Here is a 22,840-nt window from a genome sequence, read left to right as displayed (position 1 = left end):
TTCTTTAAGTTATGTATTTTTTCTTCTACTGAGTGATATTGATAACGCTAGAATGATCATAATGAGGGTAATTATGATATCTCTTGTTATAGCATAAAATATTATTGTTATAACCAATATCATTTGAGGAATATAATTAGTTATTTCATTACCTTTCCTATTGCTTTGTATGTTTATTAGCTCTTGCTGTTGGGAATATGACAGTAGAAAGCTCCTAAACCTATTCCAAATTCCATCTACGATTTCTCTTATTTGTTCAATAACAACCTTTGTTGTATATCCTTCTTCCTCCAAAAAAGTTACTGATGATTTAACAAAGTCAAAGTTCTTGTCTATTTCTCTACATGTTCCATCTAAAACGTTAATCATCCTAAAAGGCAGAACAAGTTTAGGAGGCATTCTGAGTGGAAATTTAAAGAATACTTGATCAGCTAGTTTCATAAAATCTTCTAGTTCTAGTTCACTAACTTCTATTCCTTGCATCGCTTGCATGAAAAGCCTTAGCCCTTTCGCTAATACCCTCCTATCCGCAAAAGGTTGTATTGCGCCTAGCTCGTCCAACACTCTCACTAGTGAATCGGCATCCATTCTTACCATTGCCACATATGCCCTAATCAATAGATTTCTAGTCTTTTCATCTATTTTCCCAGCCATCCCAAAGTCATAAAGTATTAAATTCCCTTGATCGTCTACGGCTATATTACCCGGGTGAGGATCTGCATGGAAATAGTCCTTGTTTAGTAACATATACATAAACAGTCTAAATACCCTATATGCCAATATCTTGTTATCAACTATCTTTTTTGCTTCTTCACTTGTAACTTTATACCCCTTAATATATTCCATTATTAACACTCTTTTTGTTGCTTTTATTACTGAAGGTATCCTTAAGGAGGGATAATCTGATAACTCCTCTTTAATCTTATTTAAATAAAATGCCTCCTTTGTGTAATCCATTTCTTCGAATATTCTTCGAGAGAACTCGTCGAGAAACACCTTTATTATTTCAGTAAATGACTCATCAAATATAAATCTAAGAAGTGGCATTAATTTTTTCAATACTTGAATATCTTCATTCACGGTTTCCTTTATTCTAGGCCTATTTATCTTAATTGCAACAATTTTCCCATCATACTCTCCAAGATAAACTTGACCTAAAGATGCTGAAGAAAGTTCTTTCAAAATCTTTACATTATTACCGAGTTCCTCCTCGATAATTTTACTTACTTGACTAAATGGTGCAAGCGGAACTTCATCTTGTAATCTGGCTAGTTCTCTTATATATGCTTCAGGCATAATATCTGGTCTAACTGAAAGAATCTGTCCAAACTTTATAAATGTAGGGCCTAATTCAATTAAAGTGTCAACAAATTTCTTAGCCTCTTTCGCTATCTCCGTTTCATCGATAGGCATTTCCTTTAAGATTCTATTTCTGTACTCCCTATATGCTAGTACTCTAGGTGCTAGTTTAAAGAATACTTTCAGTAATCTTTTAATCACAAGTATAATATGGTAAAATGGAAGTATTTGTACCTATTCGAAGCTTTTTATATCACCGAAATTAGACTCCAAATAGATTTTTCTCAAACTTATGAAGATTGATAGTTACAGATAATTTCGAAAGAATCCAAAGAAGTTAGATATGATCACGAATCTAATTACCTTCTTGTTTGCACGTTTATTTTAGATAAGGTAGAATTTAATAATTTTGTTAGTTGTAGATATGCGTGAAAATACTAAGAATTGCTCCCTTGGCTGAAGTAACAGAAGAAAGTATTGGCAGTACATTAAGTGTATATGAGGGTGAATGTGATAACATGAGTTCTGACAGATATTTGTTTAGATCCTAATGCGACTATTATAAAGATAGAAAATAAGGATAAAGCTTACGTGTATCATGCCAATGAATGTTGTGGTAAGTAAAGTGAAAAACTGATGGCGATTAGCAGAAGTCTATCTTTAAGCAAATTCTATCATACTTACAACTCTCATCTAATTGGATTATTTGAAAGTTTTCCCTAAGAGTTTCCATTATTATGTGTAAGAATTTGATTATATTAGGATTACTCGTGGCATTAATTATTTCAAACTTTGTTTTTCCATCTGCAATTAATTTTATATTCTCTCCAAGAATATATGTAAGTCCTCTCAATACATTCTCTAAAATTGACCTCTCTTTGCAATTGTTTTCAGAATTCTCTAGACCTAGTAAGGCTGACTCTTGCACTTTATTAGCTATTAATGATAACAACGAATTCGATATTTCTTTGTATATTTTTTCCTCTTGGACGATTGAGATGAGATTATAGAATACGTTAGATGAAATGAGATATTTAATTCCAAGTATTGCGCTTCTGGTACTAATATCAGTTATATCGATATCTTCCATTATTAGTTCGGACGCACTCTGTATTATTTTATCTGTACAATTATATGATTTCTTATTATTTAGTTTTATGCAAATCTCGTCCAATTTCTCCCAAATATCGTTTCTAATTCTCCAAGGCCTAGATTGAAATGTCATGTGTTTAATTGATGGAATGGAGTAATTATGGGTTTTGCATATCGGTTATGAAAATATTCGCTCATTCGTCTTTATTTTAAAGTATCCATGAGTAACTTTTTCTATTTCTGTTTCATTTAAAGCATATCTTATAAAATTAGAGAGGTTCTGGTCAAAATTATTTAAACCAGTAATAATAAGCTCTTGGTTATTTATTTTTATTAATCTAATTTTAGGACTAATAAGAAGGGTAAAAATATCAAGGTTTTTGTTGATTATTTCCCTATCTAATAATCTATAATTGATATATTCGATTCCTCTTATATTGGGAAATAAAATATGACCTGACTTTCTCAGTTCCAAGAACAAGGTGTAAATATCATTTAGTCTATCTAATATGTTATATAAAAGTAGGTTATTTTTGAATAAAGTATCATATATTGTAAGTATTTGATAGAGGGACCAATCATTTACAAATTTATCGGATTTAATATCATTTTTGAGATTGAATTTAGTTATTATTTGGTTTCTCTTGCTGATTACACTGTTTTCAACTCTCACTAAATGATGATTTTGGTTTACAAAATCTATAAGAGATCGATATGGTGTGACTATTTCTAGAGTGTCTTTGCTGCTATTTATTTTTCCTATATCCAATATTGTAACAATAGTCTGTAAAAAGTTCTCTACGTATTCTCGTAATCTTTTATTTATATTGTTAAAACTGATTTTATAGATTAAATTATTCCCATTCCTAATTACTAACGGGGTATATGTAGATGGAATTAAATATTCAAGGAAATGTTTTAGATATATCGGATTTATAAAGTTAAAATATTTTTTAATTAGATATTCTATAATTTCATCATTGGAATACAAATCGCCTTTATCCTCTATATACGAAGAATGTATAAACGAGAAGTTCTCGTGAACTAGAATATAGGGGATAAGAAAGCAGAAGTCTACTCCCAATAAAGATTCGTCCTTTTCCATTATGTTCATTATACTCATGAATGCATTAGTGTAGAAATCTTTCTCATCTTCTATATCATACATCCTTATAATGATCTCAGCTCTTTCTCTAAGACTTTCACTAACTGGTGTTAGTCTGACATCAGAAGACCTTGGCACTATATAAAATAAGAATAGAGGTTTATAAGGTTTCTAAATCTTTTCATATAATATTACGATATAAAGGAGGCAAACTTAGCTCATTAAAACAAGAAGGAGATTAAGTATCGTACCTTTTAGCCACATAAGCTATTGTCATTAGATAGTCCCTTAATTCTCTAGTTATGAGGAAATTTCTCCTTACATGTTCCCTAGCGTTAATACCAAGTCTCTTCCTTATTTCCTCATTTCTAATTAAGTATATTATGTAGTGTGCTGCTCCTTGTGCACTATTGACTAGGAAACCAGTAATTCCATTTATCACTTGTAAAGGTATTCCACCAGTATTTCCTCCTATTACTGGTTTTCTCTTCCACATTGCCTCACTTACAGTTAGACCAAAACCTTCTTTTATAGACTTCTGCATAACTATAGTAGATGCTGTTTGAAATGCATTTATTTCTAAATCACTGTATGGCGGTAACATTAGAAGATGTATATCTTTATCTCCTTTGGAAGCCTTAACTACCTCATTATAAACCTTTTCACCTTCCGGATCATCGGTGGCTGGACTTCCTACGTATAGTAGCTGTATATCTACATGTCTTCTGGCTAACTTATATGCTTGTATAACACCTAGAGGATCTTTAGCATAGTCAAATCTCGATACTTGAGTTATTAAAGGCTTTTCAACATTGATACCAAACTTATATAATATTCTAAATACAGTAGTCTCAGGAATGTCCCTATTCTTCACACTTAATGGGTCTATTGATGGGGGAACTATGAATTGCGGAATCTCAATATTATCTCTCCCAAATGACGGAACTGAGATTATCATGCTATCGTATTGTGAGATATACTTCTGTAGGAAGTTCCACACCGGTGGATAAGGATTTGAAATATCAATGTGGCATCTCCAAATCCACTTATTATTACCTTTTTTGAATTTTATAAGTCCTGCTGGCTGTGGGTCGTGTATAAACATTATGTCATAATCCAATGGAATTTCAGATAGGTTTATCTCTTGCCATTTGTCATAAATTTTAAAGTATTCTTCTGGTATATTCCCAGTCCCATTTTGTAGTGAGTTATGAAAAGATTTGGTTACGTTAAAGAATTCATTATCTCCTTTTATTACTTTCCAATCGACATTGAGACCTAATTCTTTCATTAATGGTAACATTCTGTTTAATATCTCAGCTACTCCTCCTCCTGCCTTAGTAGAGTTTACATGGAGTATTGATAGATCCTTTATCTTTTCCGCTATCTTAAAGATCGCATCAAGCTCATGTTCTCCTATAAATTCTACGTATTTCTCTATCATCTTAATAACCACCTTTCTAATATTCTAATTATATCTCTCCTAAGCACCTCTTCTTCAATATAGGTTTGTGGATCAATCTTACTTAAGGTCTCAGCTAGTTCTGAGAGTCCAAAATTAGAGTCTAGCCATTCTGAAAAATCATTTCTCTTTGAAATTCCGAGTACCCTTTTACTTACGAAATGCCAAACAAGTGACCTAGCGGGTATTATTTGTATTAAATCTAAGAACTCGGCAAGAGTGTTTGCGATGTAATTTGTCTTGTATACTATTGGTGTGCATGAAACAAACACAAACTCTCTTATTCCCATTCTTTCATCTGCTCTGGGTTCTAGGATTTCTATCAAATCATTTCTAATGTCTTCTATGGTTCTAGGCTCAGCACCTGGTATGTCAGAAACTAATTCCGCTAACTCTTTATCTCCTAAACTCTCAGCTATCCAGTGTGCAAAATCGTTAGAATATTCTTCGGGTATTAGGTGGGAGCTAAAAATTGGATGAAAAACGTGGTAAAATAACGTATACTTATCAGCTTTCTTGATACCCTCCACTAATTCTCTTAAAGTTTTAGCTTTAAGTTTAGAATAAAGTGGAGGATAATAAGCAGCGTAAAAGATAAAAGGGTTTCCTTTACCTTTAGAGTCTAGATCCATCATTAAATATATTTATTTATCTACAGCATATTAACCTATCTGCCAATTATATTTTAATTTAGCTCATAACCTCAGCAGTAATTGAAGGATTTATTATTATTTGTCCATTAGCATAGGTTACATGAGGAAAGCTTATAAGTAGCGATTGTGAAGAGCCTCCTTTTAGATTCATACCGTTTATGATATGTATTTTAAATACTCCGCTGGGTATTTTAGCTGAAATATTAATATTTCCAAGTTGGACTTGAGCAGCAGATATCTCTAGAAATATCTCATTGTATTCCCCGGAAGGTATTCTTGAAGATGCTAGAAATGTTATATTAGAAGTTAATAGTACAGTGATTGTCTTATTTGAAATTGTTATCCAAGAGTAGTTGCTAGCGTTAGTTTTATGTATCATAATGGAAGAGATAGTTAAGTATATTTTAACTCCTTGGGTAGTTGGAGGATCTTGAATATATACATTTACAACTCCAGTAGTAAAGTAATAGTAACCGTAGTATACTCCTCCAGCTAATACTAACAACGCTATAACGATACCTATTATTCCCTTACTCATAAGTTTACTGTGGTTTAGATACCTTAAAAGGATTTTTGAGTTTATTTTGAGTGTGGTCAACAATTTTATGCATTTGAAATATTTACATTTATTATCACTCCCCTATCCACTAAATACACTTGAGTATAAAGAATGTTGTAGATTAGGAAGAAGGTAGAGAGCCAACTCGTAATCGTTAACCTATTTGAACTCCAAGGGAAATGAAAGTCCATAGAGGAGAGCCTATGCTTCAATGTCCTAAACCCTTGCTCAGCGTAATCCCTCCTACCAAACGTAACCTACTTGTGCCCAACATTAAACCAGTCAAATGCATTATAAGCTGGTAAACCATCATGCAAGTAAACCACTCGATCAACCCTCTTAAAGTACCTACTCGCGATCTCCTCAATCCCCCTCATGTTAACACGTGAAAACCACTCCTCAAGCTAGTGACCATGAAGAAAGGAATAGCCTTAGTCACAACATCCCTAATAATCCAAACGTAATAGTAATTACCCCTAACGCAAACAACCTTAGTCTCGTCAATGGCGTAAAGACCACTCAAGGACACAACGTACCTAACCCTACCAAGCCTCTTGTAATAGTACAACAAGGTGGAGTGTGGTAACGTAGTCCTCCAAGAGGATAAGCCAGCTAGATAACTCGCTAAGCCTAACGCGACCTCCTCCCTAACGTGAAATCTTGGCTTAAGATTAATATTATACCCCATTAGGATTAAAATAACTTGGGCTAGACGGGGATATTCCATCTATTAGGCATGTGCTCACCAATAAAAATCCCGTGCTCACCCAAAAAGGTATTACGCTAAATAAAAACAATTTATTTCTATAATAGAAGCAACTTATACGATTAATTTCAAATTAATTAAATTGTTGACCACACTCTTTATTTTCGTTCCACCTAGTGGTATTTCAGAATCTAGAAGATTCATCATGAGGACTATGGCAAGTTTTCATCAATTTATATATTTTAAAGTATCTTTTTCGATTTTCTCGGAAGGTGAAAGAATATAAATAGTTTGCCTAACGTAACATATACAATGTATGAAGATTTAGTGGAAAAGGTAACTCCATCAGTGGTCACCATAATAACAAAGCAAATTGCACTAGACCAGTTCTTTATGCCTCAAGTTGCTGAAGGTATAGGATCTGGCTACTCTATAGGGAAAAATATTCTGATAACATCTTATCATGTTATATCAAATGCAAAAGAGATACTAGTAATATCTGAAGATGGATTTAGGGAAGAAGCACAAGTAGTTGCGATAAATCCATATCACGATCTTGCGATGCTAAGTACTACACTAAACTTACCTAGTCTGAAACTGGCTAAAGAATACAAGACTGGAGAGATAGTGTTAGCAGTGGGGAATCCTTTGGGTTTATATAGTGTTAGCATGGGAATAATTAGCAGTGAAGAAAGGACTATAATGGCACATAATGGTCTTCCTATATATGTAATTCAAACAGATGCTGCTGTTAATCCGGGTAATAGTGGAGGTCCTCTTATAAATACCAGAGGTGAAGTCGTAGGTACTGTTACAGCGATGATAAGAGAGGCTCAGAATATAGGTTTCGCAATTCCTTCCAAACTTGTTAATAGTTTCGTGAAAAACGTTATGAAGTTTGGCAGATATGTAAGGCCTTATGTAGGGGTTGGAGTAATAAAGTTGAACAAAGCGTTAGCAACATACTTAGGGGTAAAGAGGCAAAGTGGCCTACTTGTAATGAACATAGATCCAAATGGAACTGCGTATAGAAATGGTATAAGAAGGGGCGACATTATACTGAAAGTCAATAATCAAGAAGTTAAATCTCCTATAGATTTATTAGCTACACTAGAAGAGATGGTTGGTTCACAAGTTGATATAAAGGTGTTAAGAGACTCCAAGGAGATTGATCTTTCGATACCAGTCCCTGGCATATCTACTTAAATTTTTTAAAAGTCTTTTAGTGTTGAGTTTTTTATCTTCTCATACTAAACCTATTGTATGGTAGAAGTAGGAGAGAAAGCTCCAGAATTGGAATTAGTAGATACAGATTTGAAAAAAGTTAAAATACCATCTGATTTTAAAGGTAAAGTAGTGGTTTTAGCATTTTACCCAGCAGCGTTTACTTCAGTTTGTACGAAAGAAATGTGTACTTTTAGAGACTCTCTTGCTAAATTTAATGAAGTTAATGCAGTAGTTATAGGAATTAGTGTAGATCCGCCGTTTAGTAATAAAGCATTTAAGGAGCAAAATAAGCTAAATTTCACTATTGTTAGTGATTTTAATAGGGAAGCTGTAAAAGCTTATGGTGTAGCTGGAGAGTTACCAATCCTAAAGGGATATGTACTCGCTAAGAGATCAGTATTTGTAATTGACAAAAATGGTATAATAAGGTATAAGTGGGTTTCCGAAGATCCAACGAAGGAACCAAACTACGATGAGATAAAAAATGTCGTATCTAAACTATCTTAAGTGATGTTATGGCTAGGTACTGACAACGTGATGATTTAAGGGCGGGAATTCTGAATTTTTTCGAAGAATTTTTCTGGATTTTTTATATCGTATAAGATCGCGGTCTTTCCGTTATTTAAAATGATGTAAACTGAGCCACACTTCAATCTCTTTGCTATAGGTCCTTGTGATACAAAGCTTTCTTTAAAATTTTCTACTTTGATTATTTTTTTACCTAATAGTGATTTTATTATTATCTCTTTTTCCGAGATACAGTAAGTATAACTCTTGAACCAAGCAATTATAATAAGTAATGTGGAATACCATATTCGGGAGTGTTCTCATGCAGTCATCTTATTCGAGAACTGTTAGTAAAATTATATCAGATTATCTCTAATATACTGTACTGCCCTCAAGTAAGTCTCGTTTAAGGGCGTTATCTCCCTTGAGAACACGTGAGGATACATAACGTTCAACAAGGCCAAGCTATATTCCACCATCCTCTGACTCCTATTAACAGCCCTAGTATCCCTAGCTAACCTAGCAAGATGAGACCTACACCGAGAATTATGACTCTCCACAATGTAAGTGTACTTCTTACTAGCTACGCGCTTATCAAGAACTTGATAAACACAGTAGTGATCAGTATAATTTACCCCACTCCTAGGTAACCAGCTCAAGAGGAGACGGAAAGTCCCATAACTTCTGTCCCCAGACTCGTAGAAAGGTATCCCATCAGAAAGAGCAGTCCAAATCCAGAGATCCGCTCTAACCTTCCCATGCCTAACACGAAGATAAGTCCAGAACTCGTCAAACACTGTAGACTTGGCCACGAAACTCTTGAGTTGCCCCCTCAATATTATTAAGCTCGTGAAGGCCTTTGCTCCAATCCTCTTCACTAGGCTGTAGATCGTAGTTAATGGCTTTCCCTCAACTCTTGATATTGCCCTCATGCTCATCCTGTTCAAGTACTCCTTTAAGATTCTCTCCCTTTGTTCCTTATTCATTCTGTGCTTCAACGTGTTGTAAAACGTTCTTCCACACACTTTGCATCTATACTTTGCCTTCCCTCTGGATGAGCCGTTCTTGACTACTCTGTTGGAGTTGCATGATGGGCATGTTGGTCTCTTCTCCCTTCTCCTTCTTATTCCCACTTTCCTCAAGTAGTAGTATAGTGTTGATGGTGGGATTCCTATTTTCGTGATCTGAACTCCCAAGGAGTATGCTGCTAACGCTAGTGCAATATCCTTTAGCGCGTACTTTCTTGGCTTAAGATTTAAATTTCTTAAAATCAAAAGTATTAGTTGTGCGAGAACTGCGAGATCCATGTCGCTTACCCTCAAAAAACTCGCAGTTCTCGCACATAAAGTTTCTTAAGTTATTTTGTACGTTCTAGTTTCGCGGTTACCTCTAGATCAAGATGAGTAATTATAAAAATTACTAACTTGATATAATTTTACAGCTAGATATCGAATAAGATGACTGCATGAGAACACTCCCCCATATTCCAACGAAAATAAGATAATTAATTATGCTAGTTATTTCCAAGAATAAAGAAAAAATCACAAGTATGATGGTTCCTTCAACCAGAAGCCTTCTTCCAGTTGGTTTCGTACAACCAACAAGAGACTTTTCTTCCATTTATTTCCACCATTGGTGGTTCCTTCTCTTTACATATTGGCATAGCAAAAGGACATCTAGGATTGAATCTACACCCTTTAGGCGGATTTATTAAGCTAGGTACTTCCCCGCTTGGCGGTTTAAGCTCTTTCTTCCCCAACTCTGGTACTGAGCTAAGCAATGATTGAGTATATGGATGCATTGGTTCCGAAATAACTTCTTTTGTATTTCCTTCTTCCACAATTTTTCCCGCATACATAATTATGACTCTATCGGAGATGTATCTAGCTACCGCGATATTATGGGTAATGAAGAGATATGTTAGTTTCCTTTCCTTTTGTAAGTCTACGAGTAGATTAAGAATTTGAGCCTGTACTGATGCATCTAAAGCTGAAGTCGGTTCATCTAGAATTAAAAATTCCGGCTCTTTAGCAAGCGCTCTCGCTATTGCTACTCTCTGTGTCTGCCCACCAGATAGTTCTCTAGGATACTTATCTTTTACGTAATTATAATCTAGTCCAACCTCTTCTAATAATTTCTTCACTTTTTCTTCACTTTTTTCCCTCATAGCTTCTTTAACTATATCCTTAACTTTCATTCTTGGATTTATGGATGTCATAGGATTTTGAAAAACCATATGTATTCGTTTTCTGATAAGGTTTACATTATGATCATTTACCTCTATTCCCATAAAGAATAAGTTTCCACTAGTAGGCTTTTCTAATGTAGCTAGTACTTTGCCTAATGTAGTTTTGCCAGAACCACTTTCGCCCACTACACCTAAGACTTCGCTTTTTCTTATCTCTACTGATACATTATCTAATGCCCTAACGTAAATTGGAGGTTCTCTTGATAATGATTCCAATATTCCTCTTTTCTTCGCAAGATAGTATTTATTTATATTAGTTGCCTTATAAAGTATATTATCACTCATATAACCAACACCTTATTTTTCTTCCATTTTTCTCAATAATGTTAGGCTCTTTCTTTCTACAAACGTCAAAAACTTTAATGCATCTATTACTAAACTTACACCCAGTAGGTAACGCGAAAAAAGATGGTGGATTGTCCGGAATGGCAGTTAACTTTTGAGTTTTATCTCCAGTTGGTATACTCGCTACTAACCCTTGTGTATATGGGTGCATAGGCGATTTTAAGACTTCTTCAACTTTTCCATCTTCCATAATTCTTCCAGCATACATTACTACTATTCTATCCGATACTACATAAGCTAAGGAAATATCATGGGTTATAAAAATGATACTTGTATTTATTTCCTTATTTAATTGTTTAAATAGATTAACTACTTGCGCTTGTATTGTAACGTCTAATGCAGATGTTGGTTCATCAGCTATGAGCAATTTGGGCTTTAGTAATAAAGCCATTGAAATAACTATTCTCTGAACCTGTCCACCTGAGAGTTGGTGAGGGTAACGGTCAATAATGGATAGTAGTTTCCTGAAAATGACGTCAATTTGAAATACCTTAAAAACTTTTTAGGATGATAATACCAAGACTAAACAATGAAAATAACGAGTCTCTTCAACAGGAGATTTGCAAGGGTAAGGAAGTACCTAGAGAAAGTGAAGAAGACGCTAGGCAGTAAATCCCTAGAGAAGTTACTGGGTGCATCTCTGATCGAGGATGGATCAATGAGGGCCAAGTGCACCACGGCTGGAATTGACTACGAATACGCCTTGAGGAAGTTAGAGGAGGTCGCTAAGGTCGATCTAATCGAAGTAGTGAAGGAATTAGTAGGGGAACACAAGGTCCAGCTCTCAATAGACGATACACTAAACGAGAAATACTACGCTAAAGCCGCGTGGGTCTCAGGTCACATGACCCAATTCTTCTACTCCAGGAAGGATAAAACCTACATCCCAGCACACCAAATCCTTGTAGCCACAATAAGAGACTTGGAAACCAACGAGGTCTACCTGATCCACCTCGAGATCTACCTACCACAAAAAGTCGTGAATATCTTGAAACAAGAAGGGAAGCCAGTCCAGTTCAGAACGAAGATCGAAATCGCAATTGAGCTGATAGAGAAAGTGAGGAGGAGGCTTAACGTTAGTTCAATAGCGTTCGATTCGTGGTACGTGAACGGGAGAACTCTTCTGCCCGGTGTTGTTTCGGAACTCAAGGCGAGCGCGCGGGTTACCGAGGGAGGTAGATCCGTGCCGGTCGCCGAGTTCCCCGAGGGAGAGTTCTCCGTCACGTACCTCGGCGTTCCTATTAAATTAATTGTAGTTGACAATTATAAAGGTTGCGGGAGGAGGTACTTCTTCACGACCGATCTAACCATGACCTCTGAGGAGGTAATAACGACTTGGGAGAATAGGTGGGATGTTGAAACTATGATAAGGGATTTGAAGGTCCTAGGCCTTAGGAGCAGTTCGTTCAAGAGCGTAGTCAAGATCCTCGGATACATGAAGCTTGTTGGCCTAGTTGTGAACTTCCTCCACATCTTGAAGTATGAGCTCGGTTCCCACCTTGGTGTAAAGGCTCTCTCAAGGTACTTGAAAAACGTTTATGGATACTTCTTTGACTATAAGAAACTATTCAGACTACGATAAAATCTATAAAGTACTAAATGGAATAAGGATCTGGCAATCTTAAGTCTTTGAGAACTTCAATAACGTCCTTCATTAAACTTTCTTCTTCAACCTTCTTTCCATCCCTTTGATGCCTAATTTTTACAGCTTCTAGGAGCTGAGAACCTACCTTCTTTACTGGGTTTAGACTGTTTAATGGATTTTGAAATATCATGAAAACCCATGTTCCTCTATATTTCTGCAAATCGTTATCTTTTAACTTAGCTAAATTAACTCCATCTATTATGATATCGCCTTGAATTCTCGCATTCGGAGGTAAGATTCTGGAGATTGCGTGACCTAATGTGGATTTCCCAGAACCGCTTTCTTCAACAATTCCTACTATTTCCCCTTTTTCTATATCAAGATTTACATCACTTAATATGGTCCATCTTGAACATAAGATCCTGTGGCGGGATCTAGTGCATCTGGTGGATTAACTTGTGATACGTCAACAAGTACAGAAGAGTTTGGGGGAGATATCGTTATAGATGTTTGTGCTAAAGTTTGTAGGAAAAATAGTGATGGCAGAATTAAGCCTGTTAACATTATTAATAAAAATGTTAGACCTTTGAGACTAGACAGTTATAATCCCATCATGATTATCACTTTATGTTTAAAAGATTTATGGAAATGTGAGTTAGTTATATGTAGACTTTTCTAAAATAGTAATTAAAGGATTTTACAAATTAAAGTTTGACTTATCTTATCACAGAGAAGTATTTATACTATTATCTTAACACTTTTATGTACACCATCATCCATTAGAGCTACACAGTAACTAGCAATTCTTGCTAATTCTCTTGCTAGTTCTTTGCATTCTATTTCGTTTCCATAGACTATTTTGTTTATTTCTTTCATACTTTCCCTTATATCTCTTATGTGATCTATATTTTTATCAAAGAAAACTTCCTGTGATCTCTTGAACATATTCACGATGGCTTTAATTATGAACTTAAGGTCTTTATTAGATGTATTTGTACATTCAGTTACGGCTAGGGACGCAGTTTTAATATGAGATAGCATTCTTCCCATATCGCGCATTGCTATGGCATAAAGTATTAAATCTCTTGTAGGCAGATTTTTTATTTCGAATTCCTCTTCTTTTTGTGAGATTAGGGCTATCTCTCTTATCACTGAATTATATAATTTATTCAACTCATCAGCTCTATTTTTCAAATCTATAGCCATCTCCTTGTTAGGATTTTCAATTATCTTTGCAAGATCTTCTAGTAGTATTAGTAATTTACTGGAGAAAGTTTTCATATCTTCAATCAGATTAGTACCAATATTATCATGAACCCTGAACGTAATATAGTTGAAACTTTCACTCTCAATCGTTAAACCTGGTAGGTATAATTGCAAATTTTTCAGCTCATCTTTTATAGAGGCTGGTATTACGGACTTCGATGTTATTTCTATTTCTGAAATACCTTGCATGTAGTATACTGTTATTAAATATTTGGTAGTTTCTAAGTCAATTAAATCAAGATCAATGGTTTTCTTAGTAATGTAATCCCTTTTAGGTTTTATTAATAGTTCTCCATCTTTCTCTATAACAAAGACCTCACTTTTAGCATCTAAGCTATTTCTCCTAACCCACTCTGGAGGTAACGTTATTATATAGCTACCACCTTTGATCTTCTGAATTCTTCTCCTCAGATTCTTCTCCATTAATATATAAAAATTAAAGACCTAATAAAAAGGTTTGCGAATTTAGAATATCGCAGCTACTAAATCGTCTTCTTTTAATTCTATATCCTCGTCCCCATTTATCCCAATCTCTGGCATTGATGGAACCTTAACGTTAAACCTCTTAACGTTGCTAGCAACCCTCGCTACTGCCTCTCTCCAAATTCTTTCTCTCTCCTCTATTGTTGGTAATCCTAAACCAGCATCAATTGCTAACTCCTCCATCTTTTCATGTATTTCTTGATACCAAGGAGGTAATTTCCAGAATTCCTTAGGGGCTTTATAGGTTATTAGAGATAGAAAGACAAATCCGGCTCTCATCTGTTTAGTTACAAACATCTTCCTCTCCTCATTCATCCTATTTAAACTATTAGTTAATATCAGATGAGTAAAAGCGTAATGTCTAGTCTCATCTACAGTTAGATTTCTGAAGGCATCCTTAAAGGTAGGTATTTTGGTCTTGTCCTTCATTCCGCTAAATACCGTTGTAGCTGCTGCTTCGCCCATCATAAATGAGGTAAATAGAATGTCTAGAGTGTATTTATTATAAGCTTCAACATAACCTTTCCAATATCTAGAACCATTCCACCAAACCCACTCGACGTTCAGTTTAGCCTTTCTTTCCAAATCGTCTTGTGGCTTAAAATTAAAGGGAAACCCTTTCATTGCCTTATCTATTGCAAATCCGCACAATACGTTATGTCTATTTTCATCAAAAGTTATTGTTGATAAGATGGCTTTGATAGTTACTGGTAATCTTTTCTCACTAGCTTTAACTAGTGCGTAAGCGAACACTGGTGTAGCATTATCAAAGTTAGATAATAGAGCCCACCAATAGGCCAACGCTAGTCTCTGTTTTCTGTCAAGGCCAGATATAATTTCCTCATATTTTTTCCAATCTAGATCTTCCTCATCCCATTGCTCCTTTTTAGCTCTTCTATAAAGTCTCATAGCCTTTTCATCATCAAACTCCCATGTCGGTGGATAGACATTATTCTCCGGATATATTGGATCATTATCATAATTTATATCCATGCGTTCACCATATATATGTTATTGCTTCAAATATATAAGCTTTTCCAACTACTTTAATATATTAATGAAGATAAGTGTACTATAAAAGGACGGAAATTAACTTTCTCTCTTATTATCAAGATGAAAAACTAGAGCGGTAACGTATGCTACAAGCTTTCCCTCTTTATTTTTCACAATTATTCTATATAAGGAAGTAGTTTTCCCTGCACTCTCTTCAAATGCCTCTGCCATAATTTTTTCTCCTTCTTTTACATGTCTTCTAAAATCAATATCTATATGTAAGGCTACTGAATCACGGGAAAAGTTGCTAACGTATTCGAAAGCTGCATCAGCAATAGCGAAAATAAACGACCCATGTGCAGTGTTATGTGAGTTTAGGAAATCTTTAGTCACTACTCCAGAGACTCTAGCATAGCCTTCCCTTATCTCCTCTAATCCTATGTTGAGAAATTTAAGAAAAGGACTCTCTTTCAGCATTTAAATTCCCTTAAATTTAGGCTCCCTTTTCTCTTTGAACGACAATATACCTTCTTTGAAATCGTTCGTTTTACCTAAATAACCTTGTATAGCAGATTCATACTCTAGGAATCTTTCTAGATCATTATATAATACTAGATTAGCCATTCTCTTTCCGGCAAGATATGACAGAAATGGTCCATTATTTATTCTATTAGCCATCTCCTCAGCATCACGAAGTGGATTTTCCGATACCTTTAATAATCCCCATCTCTCGGCTTCTTCTGCAGTAAATTCTCCACCTAGGACAGCGATCTCATAGGCTCTTTGATCTCTAGCTAACTTCAAAAGGAAGTATGCTACTCCAGTATCTGAAGCTAGTCCGAGTCTTTGAAATGCAGTAACGAATTTTACATCACGCCTGGCAAATTTAAAATCTGTGGATAGGCTTATCCCGATACAAGCTCCAGCTGTTACCCCATTTATTGCAGATATATAAATTTTATCTGAGAACCGAATCTCTTTAATTATTGGATAAAACGTCTCCCGTAAGTCTATGGCAAAATCTGGAGCGAACTCGTTTACATCAGCTCCCACACAGAATGCTCTTCCTTCTCCAGTTACTATTACAGTTCTAATTTTCGGATCCGCGTTAATTTGCTTAAGTTTTGATATCAATTCATTTCTCATTTGCAAGTTTAATGCATTTAATTTATCAGCTCTACTCATTATAACGATTGCATAACTTTCCTTATTTTCAACTTTTATCATTCTCCCACCTGGGTTTTCTCTTTTCTAAAAACGCTCTCATACCTTCTTTAGCCTCCTCCGAGCTTAAAGCTAAATAGAAATTCCTTCTTTCGAAATCCAATCCTTGTTGCAGTAATGTATCCCATGCTTTGACAACTGCCTCTTTGGCTAACATTAGGGAGATTATTGGTTTTTCAGCTATTGCCTTCGCTAATCTGATTGTCTCATCCATTAACGCATTATCTGGTACTACCTTATTTACTAATCCGTATCTCTCTGCTTCTTTAGAGTCAATTAGCTTCCCAGTGAGTACTAGCTCCATAGCCTTATACTTTCCTAAAACCCTAGTTAATCTCTGTGTTCCTCCAGCTCCTGGCATAATCCCTAAATTTATCTCAGGTTGACCTAATTTTGCAGATTCTGAAGCAATAATAATATCGCATGCCATTGCCAGTTCTAGCCCACCACCAGCAGCAATACCATTTACCGCAGCTATCACTGGTTTTTTAAATGTCCTTAATCTTTCCCATAATGGCATATGGCCCTTTTTCATTATCTCTTGGAGGGGTGTTTCCAGCATTTCTTTAACATCTGCTCCAGCAGAAAATGCTTTCCCATTCCCTGTTATTATTACGACCTTGGTCTTGTCATCACTATCTAACTTATTCAAAACATCTACCAATTCATCAACCATTTGGAAATTAATTGCATTTAATTTATCCGGTCTGTTCAGTTTTATAATTGCTATATTTTCTATAGCTTCTATTTGTACTGTACTATACATATATATGTAATTCACCCGCATATAGTACTATTCACAAAAGTTTATATAGTTTAGTATTGTAAGAAATCTTGGTTAGTCCAATATGGCAAGAAGAGTTGCTGTAATAGGAGTAGGTAATTCAAAATTCGGGAGAAGAGATGACGTTTCCGTCCAAGAACTAGCTTGGGAATCTATTAAGGAGGCATTACATGATAGTGGTTTATCACAAAGTGATATAGGAATGGTCGTTGTAGGTAGTACTGCTTATAGGGGTATAGAGTTATACCCTGCTCCAATTGTTGCTGAATATTCTGGACTGACAGGCAAGGTCCCCTTACGTGTAGAGGCAATGTGTGCTACAGGGTTAGCCGCAGCATTATCTGCATATACCGCTGTAGCTTCAGGATTAGTTGATATTGCAATGGCTGTAGGAGTTGATAAGATGACTGAAGTTGACACTTCTACATCTTTAGCAATAGGCGGTAGAGGGGGTAATTATCAGTGGGAATACCACTTTTATGGAACCACCTTCCCAACATATTACGCTCTTTATGCTACAAGACATATGGCAGTCTATGGCACGACTGAAGAGCAGATGGCTCTAGTTTCGGTAAAAGCGCATAAATATGGCGCAATGAACCCTAAAGCTCACCTTCAAAAACCTGTCACTGTAGAAGAAGTTCTCAAGTCCAGAATAATCTCATGGCCAATAAAATTACTTGACTCTTGTCCCATAAGTGATGGTTCCGCCACTGCAATCTTTGCATCAGAGGAGAAAGTGAAAGAATTGAAAATTGATTCTCCAGTTTGGATAACCGGAATTGGTTATGCAAATGATTATGCCTATGTTGCAAGAAGGGGAGAATGGGTGGGTTTTAGAGCAACTCAGTTGGCTGCAAGGCAAGCTTATGAGATGGCTAAGGTAACTCCTAATGATATAGAAGTAGCTACAGTACATGATGCATTTACAATAGCTGAAATAATGGGATATGAGGATTTAGGTTTTACAGAAAAAGGGAAGGGAGGTAAGTTCGTAGAGGAGGGTCAAAGCGAGAAAGGAGGCAAAGTAGGGGTTAATTTGTTTGGTGGCCTAAAGGCAAAGGGACATCCATTAGGAGCTACTGGACTTTCAATGATTTACGAAATAACTAAGCAATTGAGAGATGAAGCTGATAAATTGCAACAACCTCTTAAAAAGTATATTGGGCTAGTTCACAATGTAGGCGGTACTGGTCATTTCGCGTATGTTATGATTCTAAGAAGGTGATCTTGAATGCAAATAGATGCACTACCCTTGTCGATAAAGTATAAGATTAAGTATCCTGACGAATTTATTGAAGCCGTTAAGCGAGGAGAAATCGTAGCTACTAAATGTAAGAATTGCGGTTCAGTCTATTTCCCCCCTCAAAAGGATTGTTATAACTGTGGCAAGAACGAGATGGAGTGGATTAGGATATCTAATGAGGGTGAAATAATGACATATAGCATTGTGTCGCAGAAACCCCAGGGTTTCGAAAATTATGAAGACTACATTATAGGAATAGTAAGGACAAAGGATGGAATAAATTTGATGGCATGGATTAAAGGTCAGCCTAAGGTAGGTGGCAAGGTAAGACTAACTACGGATAACATGAGGATAATTGGTGAGGTGGTTGGATGAGCCTTAAGTTAACTTATAACGAAGTAGATCCCAAGGTATTAAGTAAAGAGGAGATTAAAGAAGTTCAGAGGTTTAGACTTAGGGCTCTGATTAAGAGAGTTTATGAGAATTCCCCATACTATCACAAATTGTTTAAAGAAAGGGGATTAATGCAGGAAGATATAAAAACCCCTGAAGATTTGGTTAAAATTCCTTTTACAACTAAGGATGATTTAAGGAAACATGCTTATCCACATGGTGGTGATTTCTTAGCAGTGCCTTTTGAGAGTTTAGTTGGATGGCACATGACATCTGGGACTACAGGTATTCCTACAGTAAACGCCTATACTTGGAATGACATTGAAGTATGGACAAACCTCGTGGGAAGAAGTCTAGTAACTGCTGGAGTTACAAAGAACGATATTGTTATGAACATTTATGGATACGGACTATTCACTGGTGGGATAGGTTTGCATCAAGGTATTCAGAGAATAAACGCGAAGGTAATACCGTGGAGTACTGGTAGAACCGAAGCGTTAGCAAGAGCATTAAAGGATTTTAAAGCTACTGTAATAACTGGCACTCCCTCTTACGAATTACTAGTTGCTGAAACCCTGCGTAAACTCAACATAGATGCTGAGAAGGAATTGCAACTCAGGTTAGCAATTCCCGGTGCTGAGGCAATGACAAAAGAAATGTTAGAGAGAATTGAGGAGGAACTAGGCCTAAAAGCTAGAAAAGGAAGAGCGTTGGAAATTTATGGTTTAACCGAAGCTTTAGGACCAGGAGTTGCGCAAGAGTGTCCAGAGGATAATCACGAATGGTTACATATATGGACTGATCATTATTTGGTTGAAATTATTGACCCAGAGACTGGTGAGAGAGTTTCTGAAGGTGAAGAAGGGGAAATGGTGATAACTACGCTTAGTAAGGAGGCGGTCCCACTAATCCGATATAGGACAAGAGATATTACTAGTCTTATTGAAAGTGATGATGAAATACCATTTCCTAAAATCAAAATGTTAAAGGGTAGATTAGATGACGTGATATTCTATAAAGGGGTTAAGATATTCCCTACTGCTATTGCTAATGTTTTAATGTCTCACGAGGAAGTAGAAGAGTTTCAAATAGTTGTAGATAGGACAAATAGAGAACATAGATTAATAATTAAAGTAGAAACTGAAAAACCATCAGAAAAGCTAGTCGAAAAACTGATAGAAGAAATTAGAACAGTAGCATTTGTAACGCCTGAAGTGGAGCTTGTAGATTTAGGTACATTGCCTAGATTTGAGGGTAAATCTAAGAGGGTAGTTATTAAAGAGTAATTTACAATAAGCAAAGATAGTTAATTTTAAAATAATTAGTAGAATATAAAATAAATATGGCTAAGCTTCTTTTCGTAATGATGGATGATCCAACTAATTTATCCGAATCGATAAGGGCAGCTCATGCCTTACACTACGCGATGGAGCTTAAGAAAGAAGGACACGAAGTTTACGTTTATTTTGATGGATTAGGTACTAAAATACCAATATCTGAAAGTCCTTATAAGGGATTAAGACCGGCCTATGAAAAAGCGTTAAGAGAAGGCATTGTATTAGGTGCATGCGGCTATTGTGCCTCTCCACCTCATTTGAACATTAGGGATAAACTATCTAACGCAATAAAATTGATTGGAGATGAGGAACATCATTACGCTTTAACTGATTTGGTTAACAGAGATTTCCAGATTATAATTTCATAATGTAGTTTTGTGTATAATTATATACAGTCTAGAGATACTTAAAATTTAAAACATTTGTAATTTTAGGTATAACTAAATTAAGTAATAACATTCTTGAAAAAATATATTGTTGAAATAAACGTAATATTTATAAAGTATGAATGTAACATAGAATGTAGGTGAGTGTAAAAGATGAGTAGTCTTAAGATATATAAGGAGCTTGATTTAACGAGTTCTTCTTGTGCTGGACCTATTGGTGAGTTGTCTAGTGTTGTTGATGAGTTAAGAGATGGTGAGGCTGTTAAGGTTATTTTGGGTGATGAGGCAACGAAGAAAGATATCACTTTGTGGAGTAAGAAGAGGGGTTTGAAGATCGTTCAAGAATCTCAAGAAGGTAGTAAATACGTGTTATTAATAAGCAAATAGGAGATGAGATAAATGGCTAAAAGGATTATAATAGCAGGAGGAAATATTGCGGGTACAATTGTAGCAAACAGATTGGTTCAAAAGTTAGAGCATGAAGTTAATAAAGGAGATGTCGAAATAGTAGCATTAAATAAATCAGATGATCATATTTATTTACCAGGGCAACTATTAGTTGGCTTTGGTCTTGAAACTCCAGGTGAGCTAGTCAGAAAAGAGAGCGAATTACTGGATCCCAGAATCAAATTCCTACATGGAGAGAAGGGCACGATTAGTAAAATAGATGTTGCTAATCACTCAGTTCAAACTGCGGATGGGGTGTCGCATAGCTACGATTACTTAGTGATAACTACGGGTGTAGAATATACATGGGATGAAATTCCTGGCTATAGGGCTGCAGCACATACGGTATACGAATATGATGCTGCCATTAAAATGAGGGAAGCATTAGAGAAATTTGAGGGTGGTACAATTGTTGTTAACACCGCAAGATTACCTCATAGATGTCCAGTAGCTCCATTGGAAGTTACATTAATTTTGGAAGATTATTTAAGAAAGAGAGGAATAAGGGAAAAGACTAAAATAATTTACACATATCCTGTGCAAGGAGTATTTGGGAGACCGATAACAAACAAGTTTATGCTAAGATTATTTGAACAAAGAGGAATAGAAGTTCACTCTCCATTTACGGTAACCAGTGTAGATCCTAATAACAAGGTTATAGAATCACAAGAAGGTGAGAAGTTAAAGTTCGATATGTTAATTGGCATACCACCTAATATGGGTGCTAAGGTTATTGAGGACTCTGGAATAGGTGATAGAAGGAGATGGGTTCCAACAGATAAATTTACACTTAGGATGAAGGATCACTCAAATGTTTACGTAATGGGTGATGCTACCGACTTGCCAGTTTCTAAGGCAGGTTCAACTGCAGATTTCGAATCTTATGTTGTTGCACACAATATTGCAAATGATATAAAGGGCAATCTTGGAGTTAAGCACTATGGAGGAGACGTTCTATGTTATATAGCTACTGGTACTGATCAAGCAACCTATATAAGATTTAGCTATACTATGAATGAGAGCCCACCACCACCTTCATATATACATTGGTGGGGAAAGATAATGTATAATAAGATGTATTGGACGGTTACAGCTAAAGCTGTGGTTTAACATGAAAACTGGGATCATAGTGGGCTCAAATGAACGTTCAAGATTAACATATGCTGCAATGACTGCAGTTATAGTATCATCCATGGGAGACGAAGTTTACGTCTTTTTAACTATGGATGCAGTCAAGGGTTTTACTAAAAATCCAGAAGTAAGGAGTGAGGATATCTCCTCTAGAACTATGATTGAAAAGAAGGAAGAAGACTATATAAGTTTATTTAGAAAAGCTAAGAAAAGCGGTAAGGTTAAGATATATGCTTGCTCTTATGCTAGTAAATTGTTTGGTTATACTAAAGATGACTATAACGATATAGTAGACGAAATAGCTGGCATAACTACATTTAGTATGGATGTTGAAGGTGGGCAAATAATTTCTGTGTGGTGAA

At 35.7% G+C, this 22,840-nt stretch carries 25 protein-coding genes and 4 pseudogenes; 11 read left to right on the top strand and 18 right to left on the bottom strand.

The window, feature by feature from the left end:
- Positions 1-9: 9 nt before the first annotated feature.
- A complete protein-coding gene (locus GFS03_RS01045) occupies positions 10-1,500 on the bottom strand; it encodes an ABC1 kinase family protein (RefSeq protein WP_153422098.1) in 1,491 nt (496 codons plus the stop codon).
- A 227-nt stretch (positions 1,501-1,727) separates the two neighbouring features.
- On the opposite strand from GFS03_RS01045, the gene GFS03_RS13645 reads away from it, so the two are divergent.
- Positions 1,728-1,850, top strand: a complete 123-nt coding sequence (locus GFS03_RS13645; RefSeq protein ID WP_255424874.1) for a hypothetical protein — start codon at positions 1,728-1,730, stop codon at positions 1,848-1,850.
- A 92-nt stretch (positions 1,851-1,942) separates the two neighbouring features.
- On the opposite strand, the gene GFS03_RS01040 is transcribed toward GFS03_RS13645, so the two are convergent.
- From GFS03_RS01040 to GFS03_RS01015, 6 genes and pseudogenes are all read right to left on the bottom strand, one after another.
- Positions 1,943-2,524 carry a hypothetical protein gene (locus tag GFS03_RS01040; protein ID WP_153422097.1) on the bottom strand — a complete coding sequence of 194 codons (582 nt, stop codon included), beginning with the start codon at positions 2,522-2,524 and terminating at the stop codon, positions 1,943-1,945.
- Between the two features lie 45 nt (positions 2,525-2,569).
- Positions 2,570-3,634 (bottom strand): hypothetical protein, encoded by a 1,065-nt coding sequence (locus GFS03_RS01035; RefSeq protein ID WP_153422096.1) that lies wholly within the window; start codon positions 3,632-3,634, stop codon positions 2,570-2,572.
- A 100-nt stretch (positions 3,635-3,734) separates the two neighbouring features.
- Positions 3,735-4,940 (bottom strand): glycosyltransferase, encoded by a 1,206-nt coding sequence (locus tag GFS03_RS01030; RefSeq protein WP_153422095.1) that lies wholly within the window; start codon positions 4,938-4,940, stop codon positions 3,735-3,737.
- Positions 4,937-5,593 carry a DUF5752 family protein gene (locus GFS03_RS01025; protein ID WP_153422094.1) on the bottom strand — a complete coding sequence of 219 codons (657 nt, stop codon included), beginning with the start codon at positions 5,591-5,593 and terminating at the stop codon, positions 4,937-4,939. The genes GFS03_RS01030 and GFS03_RS01025 overlap by 4 nt, the downstream gene beginning before the upstream one ends.
- Positions 5,594-5,648: 55 nt before the next feature.
- A complete protein-coding gene (locus tag GFS03_RS01020) occupies positions 5,649-6,149 on the bottom strand; it encodes a DUF4382 domain-containing protein (RefSeq protein ID WP_153422093.1) in 501 nt (166 codons plus the stop codon).
- A 65-nt stretch (positions 6,150-6,214) separates the two neighbouring features.
- Positions 6,215-6,967: pseudogene (locus tag GFS03_RS01015) on the bottom strand (IS6 family transposase).
- A 221-nt stretch (positions 6,968-7,188) separates the two neighbouring features.
- Between GFS03_RS01015 and GFS03_RS01010 the strand changes: the two are divergent.
- Both GFS03_RS01010 and GFS03_RS01005 read left to right on the top strand, forming a co-directional pair.
- Positions 7,189-8,082 carry a S1C family serine protease gene (locus GFS03_RS01010; protein ID WP_153422092.1) on the top strand — a complete coding sequence of 298 codons (894 nt, stop codon included), beginning with the start codon at positions 7,189-7,191 and terminating at the stop codon, positions 8,080-8,082.
- Between the two features lie 57 nt (positions 8,083-8,139).
- Positions 8,140-8,610, top strand: a complete 471-nt coding sequence (locus tag GFS03_RS01005; protein WP_153422091.1) for a peroxiredoxin — start codon at positions 8,140-8,142, stop codon at positions 8,608-8,610.
- Between the two features lie 35 nt (positions 8,611-8,645).
- Here the strand turns inward: GFS03_RS01005 and GFS03_RS13805 are convergent, their stop codons facing one another.
- From GFS03_RS13805 to GFS03_RS00980, 4 genes and pseudogenes are all read right to left on the bottom strand, one after another.
- The gene (locus GFS03_RS13805; protein WP_409349259.1) at positions 8,646-8,840 is read right to left on the bottom strand and encodes a hypothetical protein; all 195 of its coding nucleotides are present in this window, start codon (positions 8,838-8,840) and stop codon (positions 8,646-8,648) included.
- Positions 8,841-8,966: 126 nt separating this feature from the next.
- On the bottom strand, positions 8,967-9,917 hold the full coding sequence (locus GFS03_RS00995) for an IS1 family transposase (RefSeq protein WP_167738472.1): 951 nt from the start codon (positions 9,915-9,917) through the stop codon (positions 8,967-8,969).
- A 254-nt stretch (positions 9,918-10,171) separates the two neighbouring features.
- Entirely contained in the window at positions 10,172-11,143 is a 972-nt protein-coding gene (locus GFS03_RS00985) for an ABC transporter ATP-binding protein (RefSeq protein WP_153422089.1), read from the bottom strand.
- Positions 11,136-11,657 (bottom strand): annotated as a pseudogene (locus tag GFS03_RS00980) (ABC transporter ATP-binding protein); the annotation flags it as partial. The pseudogene GFS03_RS00980 and the gene GFS03_RS00985, both read right to left, overlap by 8 nt.
- A gap of 75 nt (positions 11,658-11,732) precedes the next feature.
- Between GFS03_RS00980 and GFS03_RS00975 the strand changes: the two are divergent.
- Entirely contained in the window at positions 11,733-12,785 is a 1,053-nt protein-coding gene (locus GFS03_RS00975; RefSeq protein WP_153422088.1) for an ISNCY family transposase, read from the top strand.
- Positions 12,786-12,801: 16 nt separating this feature from the next.
- Here the strand turns inward: GFS03_RS00975 and GFS03_RS00970 are convergent.
- From GFS03_RS00970 to GFS03_RS00940, 7 genes and pseudogenes are all read right to left on the bottom strand, one after another.
- Positions 12,802-13,209 (bottom strand): annotated as a pseudogene (locus tag GFS03_RS00970) (ATP-binding cassette domain-containing protein); the annotation flags it as partial.
- A pseudogene (locus GFS03_RS00965) lies at positions 13,188-13,388 on the bottom strand (hypothetical protein); the annotation flags it as partial. The pseudogenes GFS03_RS00965 and GFS03_RS00970, both read right to left, overlap by 22 nt.
- 138 nt (positions 13,389-13,526) lie before the next feature.
- Entirely contained in the window at positions 13,527-14,477 is a 951-nt protein-coding gene (locus GFS03_RS00960) for an AbrB/MazE/SpoVT family DNA-binding domain-containing protein (protein ID WP_153422087.1), read from the bottom strand.
- Positions 14,478-14,519: 42 nt separating this feature from the next.
- A complete protein-coding gene (locus tag GFS03_RS00955; protein ID WP_153422086.1) occupies positions 14,520-15,530 on the bottom strand; it encodes an aminobenzoate oxygenase in 1,011 nt (336 codons plus the stop codon).
- 96 nt (positions 15,531-15,626) lie between these two features.
- Positions 15,627-16,007, bottom strand: a complete 381-nt coding sequence (locus GFS03_RS00950) for a hotdog fold thioesterase (RefSeq protein WP_153422085.1) — start codon at positions 16,005-16,007, stop codon at positions 15,627-15,629.
- Entirely contained in the window at positions 16,008-16,757 is a 750-nt protein-coding gene (locus GFS03_RS00945) for an enoyl-CoA hydratase-related protein (protein ID WP_153422084.1), read from the bottom strand.
- A complete protein-coding gene (locus tag GFS03_RS00940; RefSeq protein ID WP_153422083.1) occupies positions 16,744-17,541 on the bottom strand; it encodes an enoyl-CoA hydratase/isomerase family protein in 798 nt (265 codons plus the stop codon). The genes GFS03_RS00945 and GFS03_RS00940 overlap by 14 nt, the downstream gene beginning before the upstream one ends.
- A gap of 61 nt (positions 17,542-17,602) precedes the next feature.
- Between GFS03_RS00940 and GFS03_RS00935 the strand changes: the two genes are divergently transcribed.
- From GFS03_RS00935 to GFS03_RS00905, 7 genes are all read left to right on the top strand, one after another.
- Entirely contained in the window at positions 17,603-18,766 is a 1,164-nt protein-coding gene (locus tag GFS03_RS00935; protein ID WP_153422082.1) for a thiolase domain-containing protein, read from the top strand.
- Positions 18,767-18,772: 6 nt separating this feature from the next.
- The gene (locus tag GFS03_RS00930) at positions 18,773-19,159 is read left to right on the top strand and encodes a Zn-ribbon domain-containing OB-fold protein (RefSeq protein WP_153422081.1); all 387 of its coding nucleotides are present in this window, start codon (positions 18,773-18,775) and stop codon (positions 19,157-19,159) included.
- Positions 19,156-20,463, top strand: a complete 1,308-nt coding sequence (locus tag GFS03_RS00925; protein WP_153422080.1) for a phenylacetate--CoA ligase family protein — start codon at positions 19,156-19,158, stop codon at positions 20,461-20,463. The genes GFS03_RS00930 and GFS03_RS00925 overlap by 4 nt, the downstream gene beginning before the upstream one ends.
- A gap of 56 nt (positions 20,464-20,519) precedes the next feature.
- On the top strand, positions 20,520-20,882 hold the full coding sequence (locus tag GFS03_RS00920; RefSeq protein WP_153422079.1) for a hypothetical protein: 363 nt from the start codon (positions 20,520-20,522) through the stop codon (positions 20,880-20,882).
- A gap of 171 nt (positions 20,883-21,053) precedes the next feature.
- The gene (locus tag GFS03_RS00915; RefSeq protein ID WP_153422078.1) at positions 21,054-21,287 is read left to right on the top strand and encodes a sulfurtransferase TusA family protein; all 234 of its coding nucleotides are present in this window, start codon (positions 21,054-21,056) and stop codon (positions 21,285-21,287) included.
- Positions 21,288-21,299: 12 nt separating this feature from the next.
- A complete protein-coding gene (locus tag GFS03_RS00910; RefSeq protein ID WP_153422077.1) occupies positions 21,300-22,457 on the top strand; it encodes an NAD(P)/FAD-dependent oxidoreductase in 1,158 nt (385 codons plus the stop codon).
- Position 22,458: 1 nt separating this feature from the next.
- Positions 22,459-22,839: a DsrE family protein gene (locus tag GFS03_RS00905; RefSeq protein WP_153422076.1), complete on the top strand. Its 381-nt coding sequence runs from the start codon at positions 22,459-22,461 to the stop codon at positions 22,837-22,839.
- Position 22,840 lies beyond the last annotated feature (1 nt).

Source organism: Sulfolobus sp. E5-1-F, from assembly GCF_009601705.1.
In the GTDB taxonomy this organism is placed as follows: Archaea; Thermoproteota; Thermoprotei_A; order Sulfolobales; family Sulfolobaceae; genus Saccharolobus.
Note: the sequence above shows the minus strand (reverse complement) of the source record. Positions and strands in the feature narration are given on the sequence as shown.

Coding starts and splice junctions, on each gene's coding strand:
- GFS03_RS00940 (WP_153422083.1), bottom strand. CDS start 17,541: ATGCGGGTGAATTACATATATATGTATAGTACAGTACAAATAGAAGCT.
- GFS03_RS00910 (WP_153422077.1), top strand. CDS start 21,300: ATGGCTAAAAGGATTATAATAGCAGGAGGAAATATTGCGGGTACAATT.
- GFS03_RS01030 (WP_153422095.1), bottom strand. CDS start 4,940: ATGATAGAGAAATACGTAGAATTTATAGGAGAACATGAGCTTGATGCG.
- GFS03_RS00955 (WP_153422086.1), bottom strand. CDS start 15,530: ATGGATATAAATTATGATAATGATCCAATATATCCGGAGAATAATGTC.
- GFS03_RS00985 (WP_153422089.1), bottom strand. CDS start 11,143: ATGAGTGATAATATACTTTATAAGGCAACTAATATAAATAAATACTAT.
- GFS03_RS00925 (WP_153422080.1), top strand. CDS start 19,156: ATGAGCCTTAAGTTAACTTATAACGAAGTAGATCCCAAGGTATTAAGT.
- GFS03_RS00995 (WP_167738472.1), bottom strand. CDS start 9,917: ATGGATCTCGCAGTTCTCGCACAACTAATACTTTTGATTTTAAGAAAT.
- GFS03_RS00945 (WP_153422084.1), bottom strand. CDS start 16,757: ATGATAAAAGTTGAAAATAAGGAAAGTTATGCAATCGTTATAATGAGT.
- GFS03_RS00930 (WP_153422081.1), top strand. CDS start 18,773: ATGCAAATAGATGCACTACCCTTGTCGATAAAGTATAAGATTAAGTAT.
- GFS03_RS00960 (WP_153422087.1), bottom strand. CDS start 14,477: ATGGAGAAGAATCTGAGGAGAAGAATTCAGAAGATCAAAGGTGGTAGC.
- GFS03_RS01005 (WP_153422091.1), top strand. CDS start 8,140: ATGGTAGAAGTAGGAGAGAAAGCTCCAGAATTGGAATTAGTAGATACA.
- GFS03_RS00950 (WP_153422085.1), bottom strand. CDS start 16,007: ATGCTGAAAGAGAGTCCTTTTCTTAAATTTCTCAACATAGGATTAGAG.
- GFS03_RS00905 (WP_153422076.1), top strand. CDS start 22,459: ATGAAAACTGGGATCATAGTGGGCTCAAATGAACGTTCAAGATTAACA.
- GFS03_RS00935 (WP_153422082.1), top strand. CDS start 17,603: ATGGCAAGAAGAGTTGCTGTAATAGGAGTAGGTAATTCAAAATTCGGG.
- GFS03_RS00920 (WP_153422079.1), top strand. CDS start 20,520: ATGGCTAAGCTTCTTTTCGTAATGATGGATGATCCAACTAATTTATCC.
- GFS03_RS00915 (WP_153422078.1), top strand. CDS start 21,054: ATGAGTAGTCTTAAGATATATAAGGAGCTTGATTTAACGAGTTCTTCT.
- GFS03_RS00975 (WP_153422088.1), top strand. CDS start 11,733: ATGAAAATAACGAGTCTCTTCAACAGGAGATTTGCAAGGGTAAGGAAG.
- GFS03_RS01040 (WP_153422097.1), bottom strand. CDS start 2,524: ATGACATTTCAATCTAGGCCTTGGAGAATTAGAAACGATATTTGGGAG.
- GFS03_RS01020 (WP_153422093.1), bottom strand. CDS start 6,149: ATGAGTAAGGGAATAATAGGTATCGTTATAGCGTTGTTAGTATTAGCT.
- GFS03_RS01010 (WP_153422092.1), top strand. CDS start 7,189: ATGTATGAAGATTTAGTGGAAAAGGTAACTCCATCAGTGGTCACCATA.
- GFS03_RS01025 (WP_153422094.1), bottom strand. CDS start 5,593: ATGATGGATCTAGACTCTAAAGGTAAAGGAAACCCTTTTATCTTTTAC.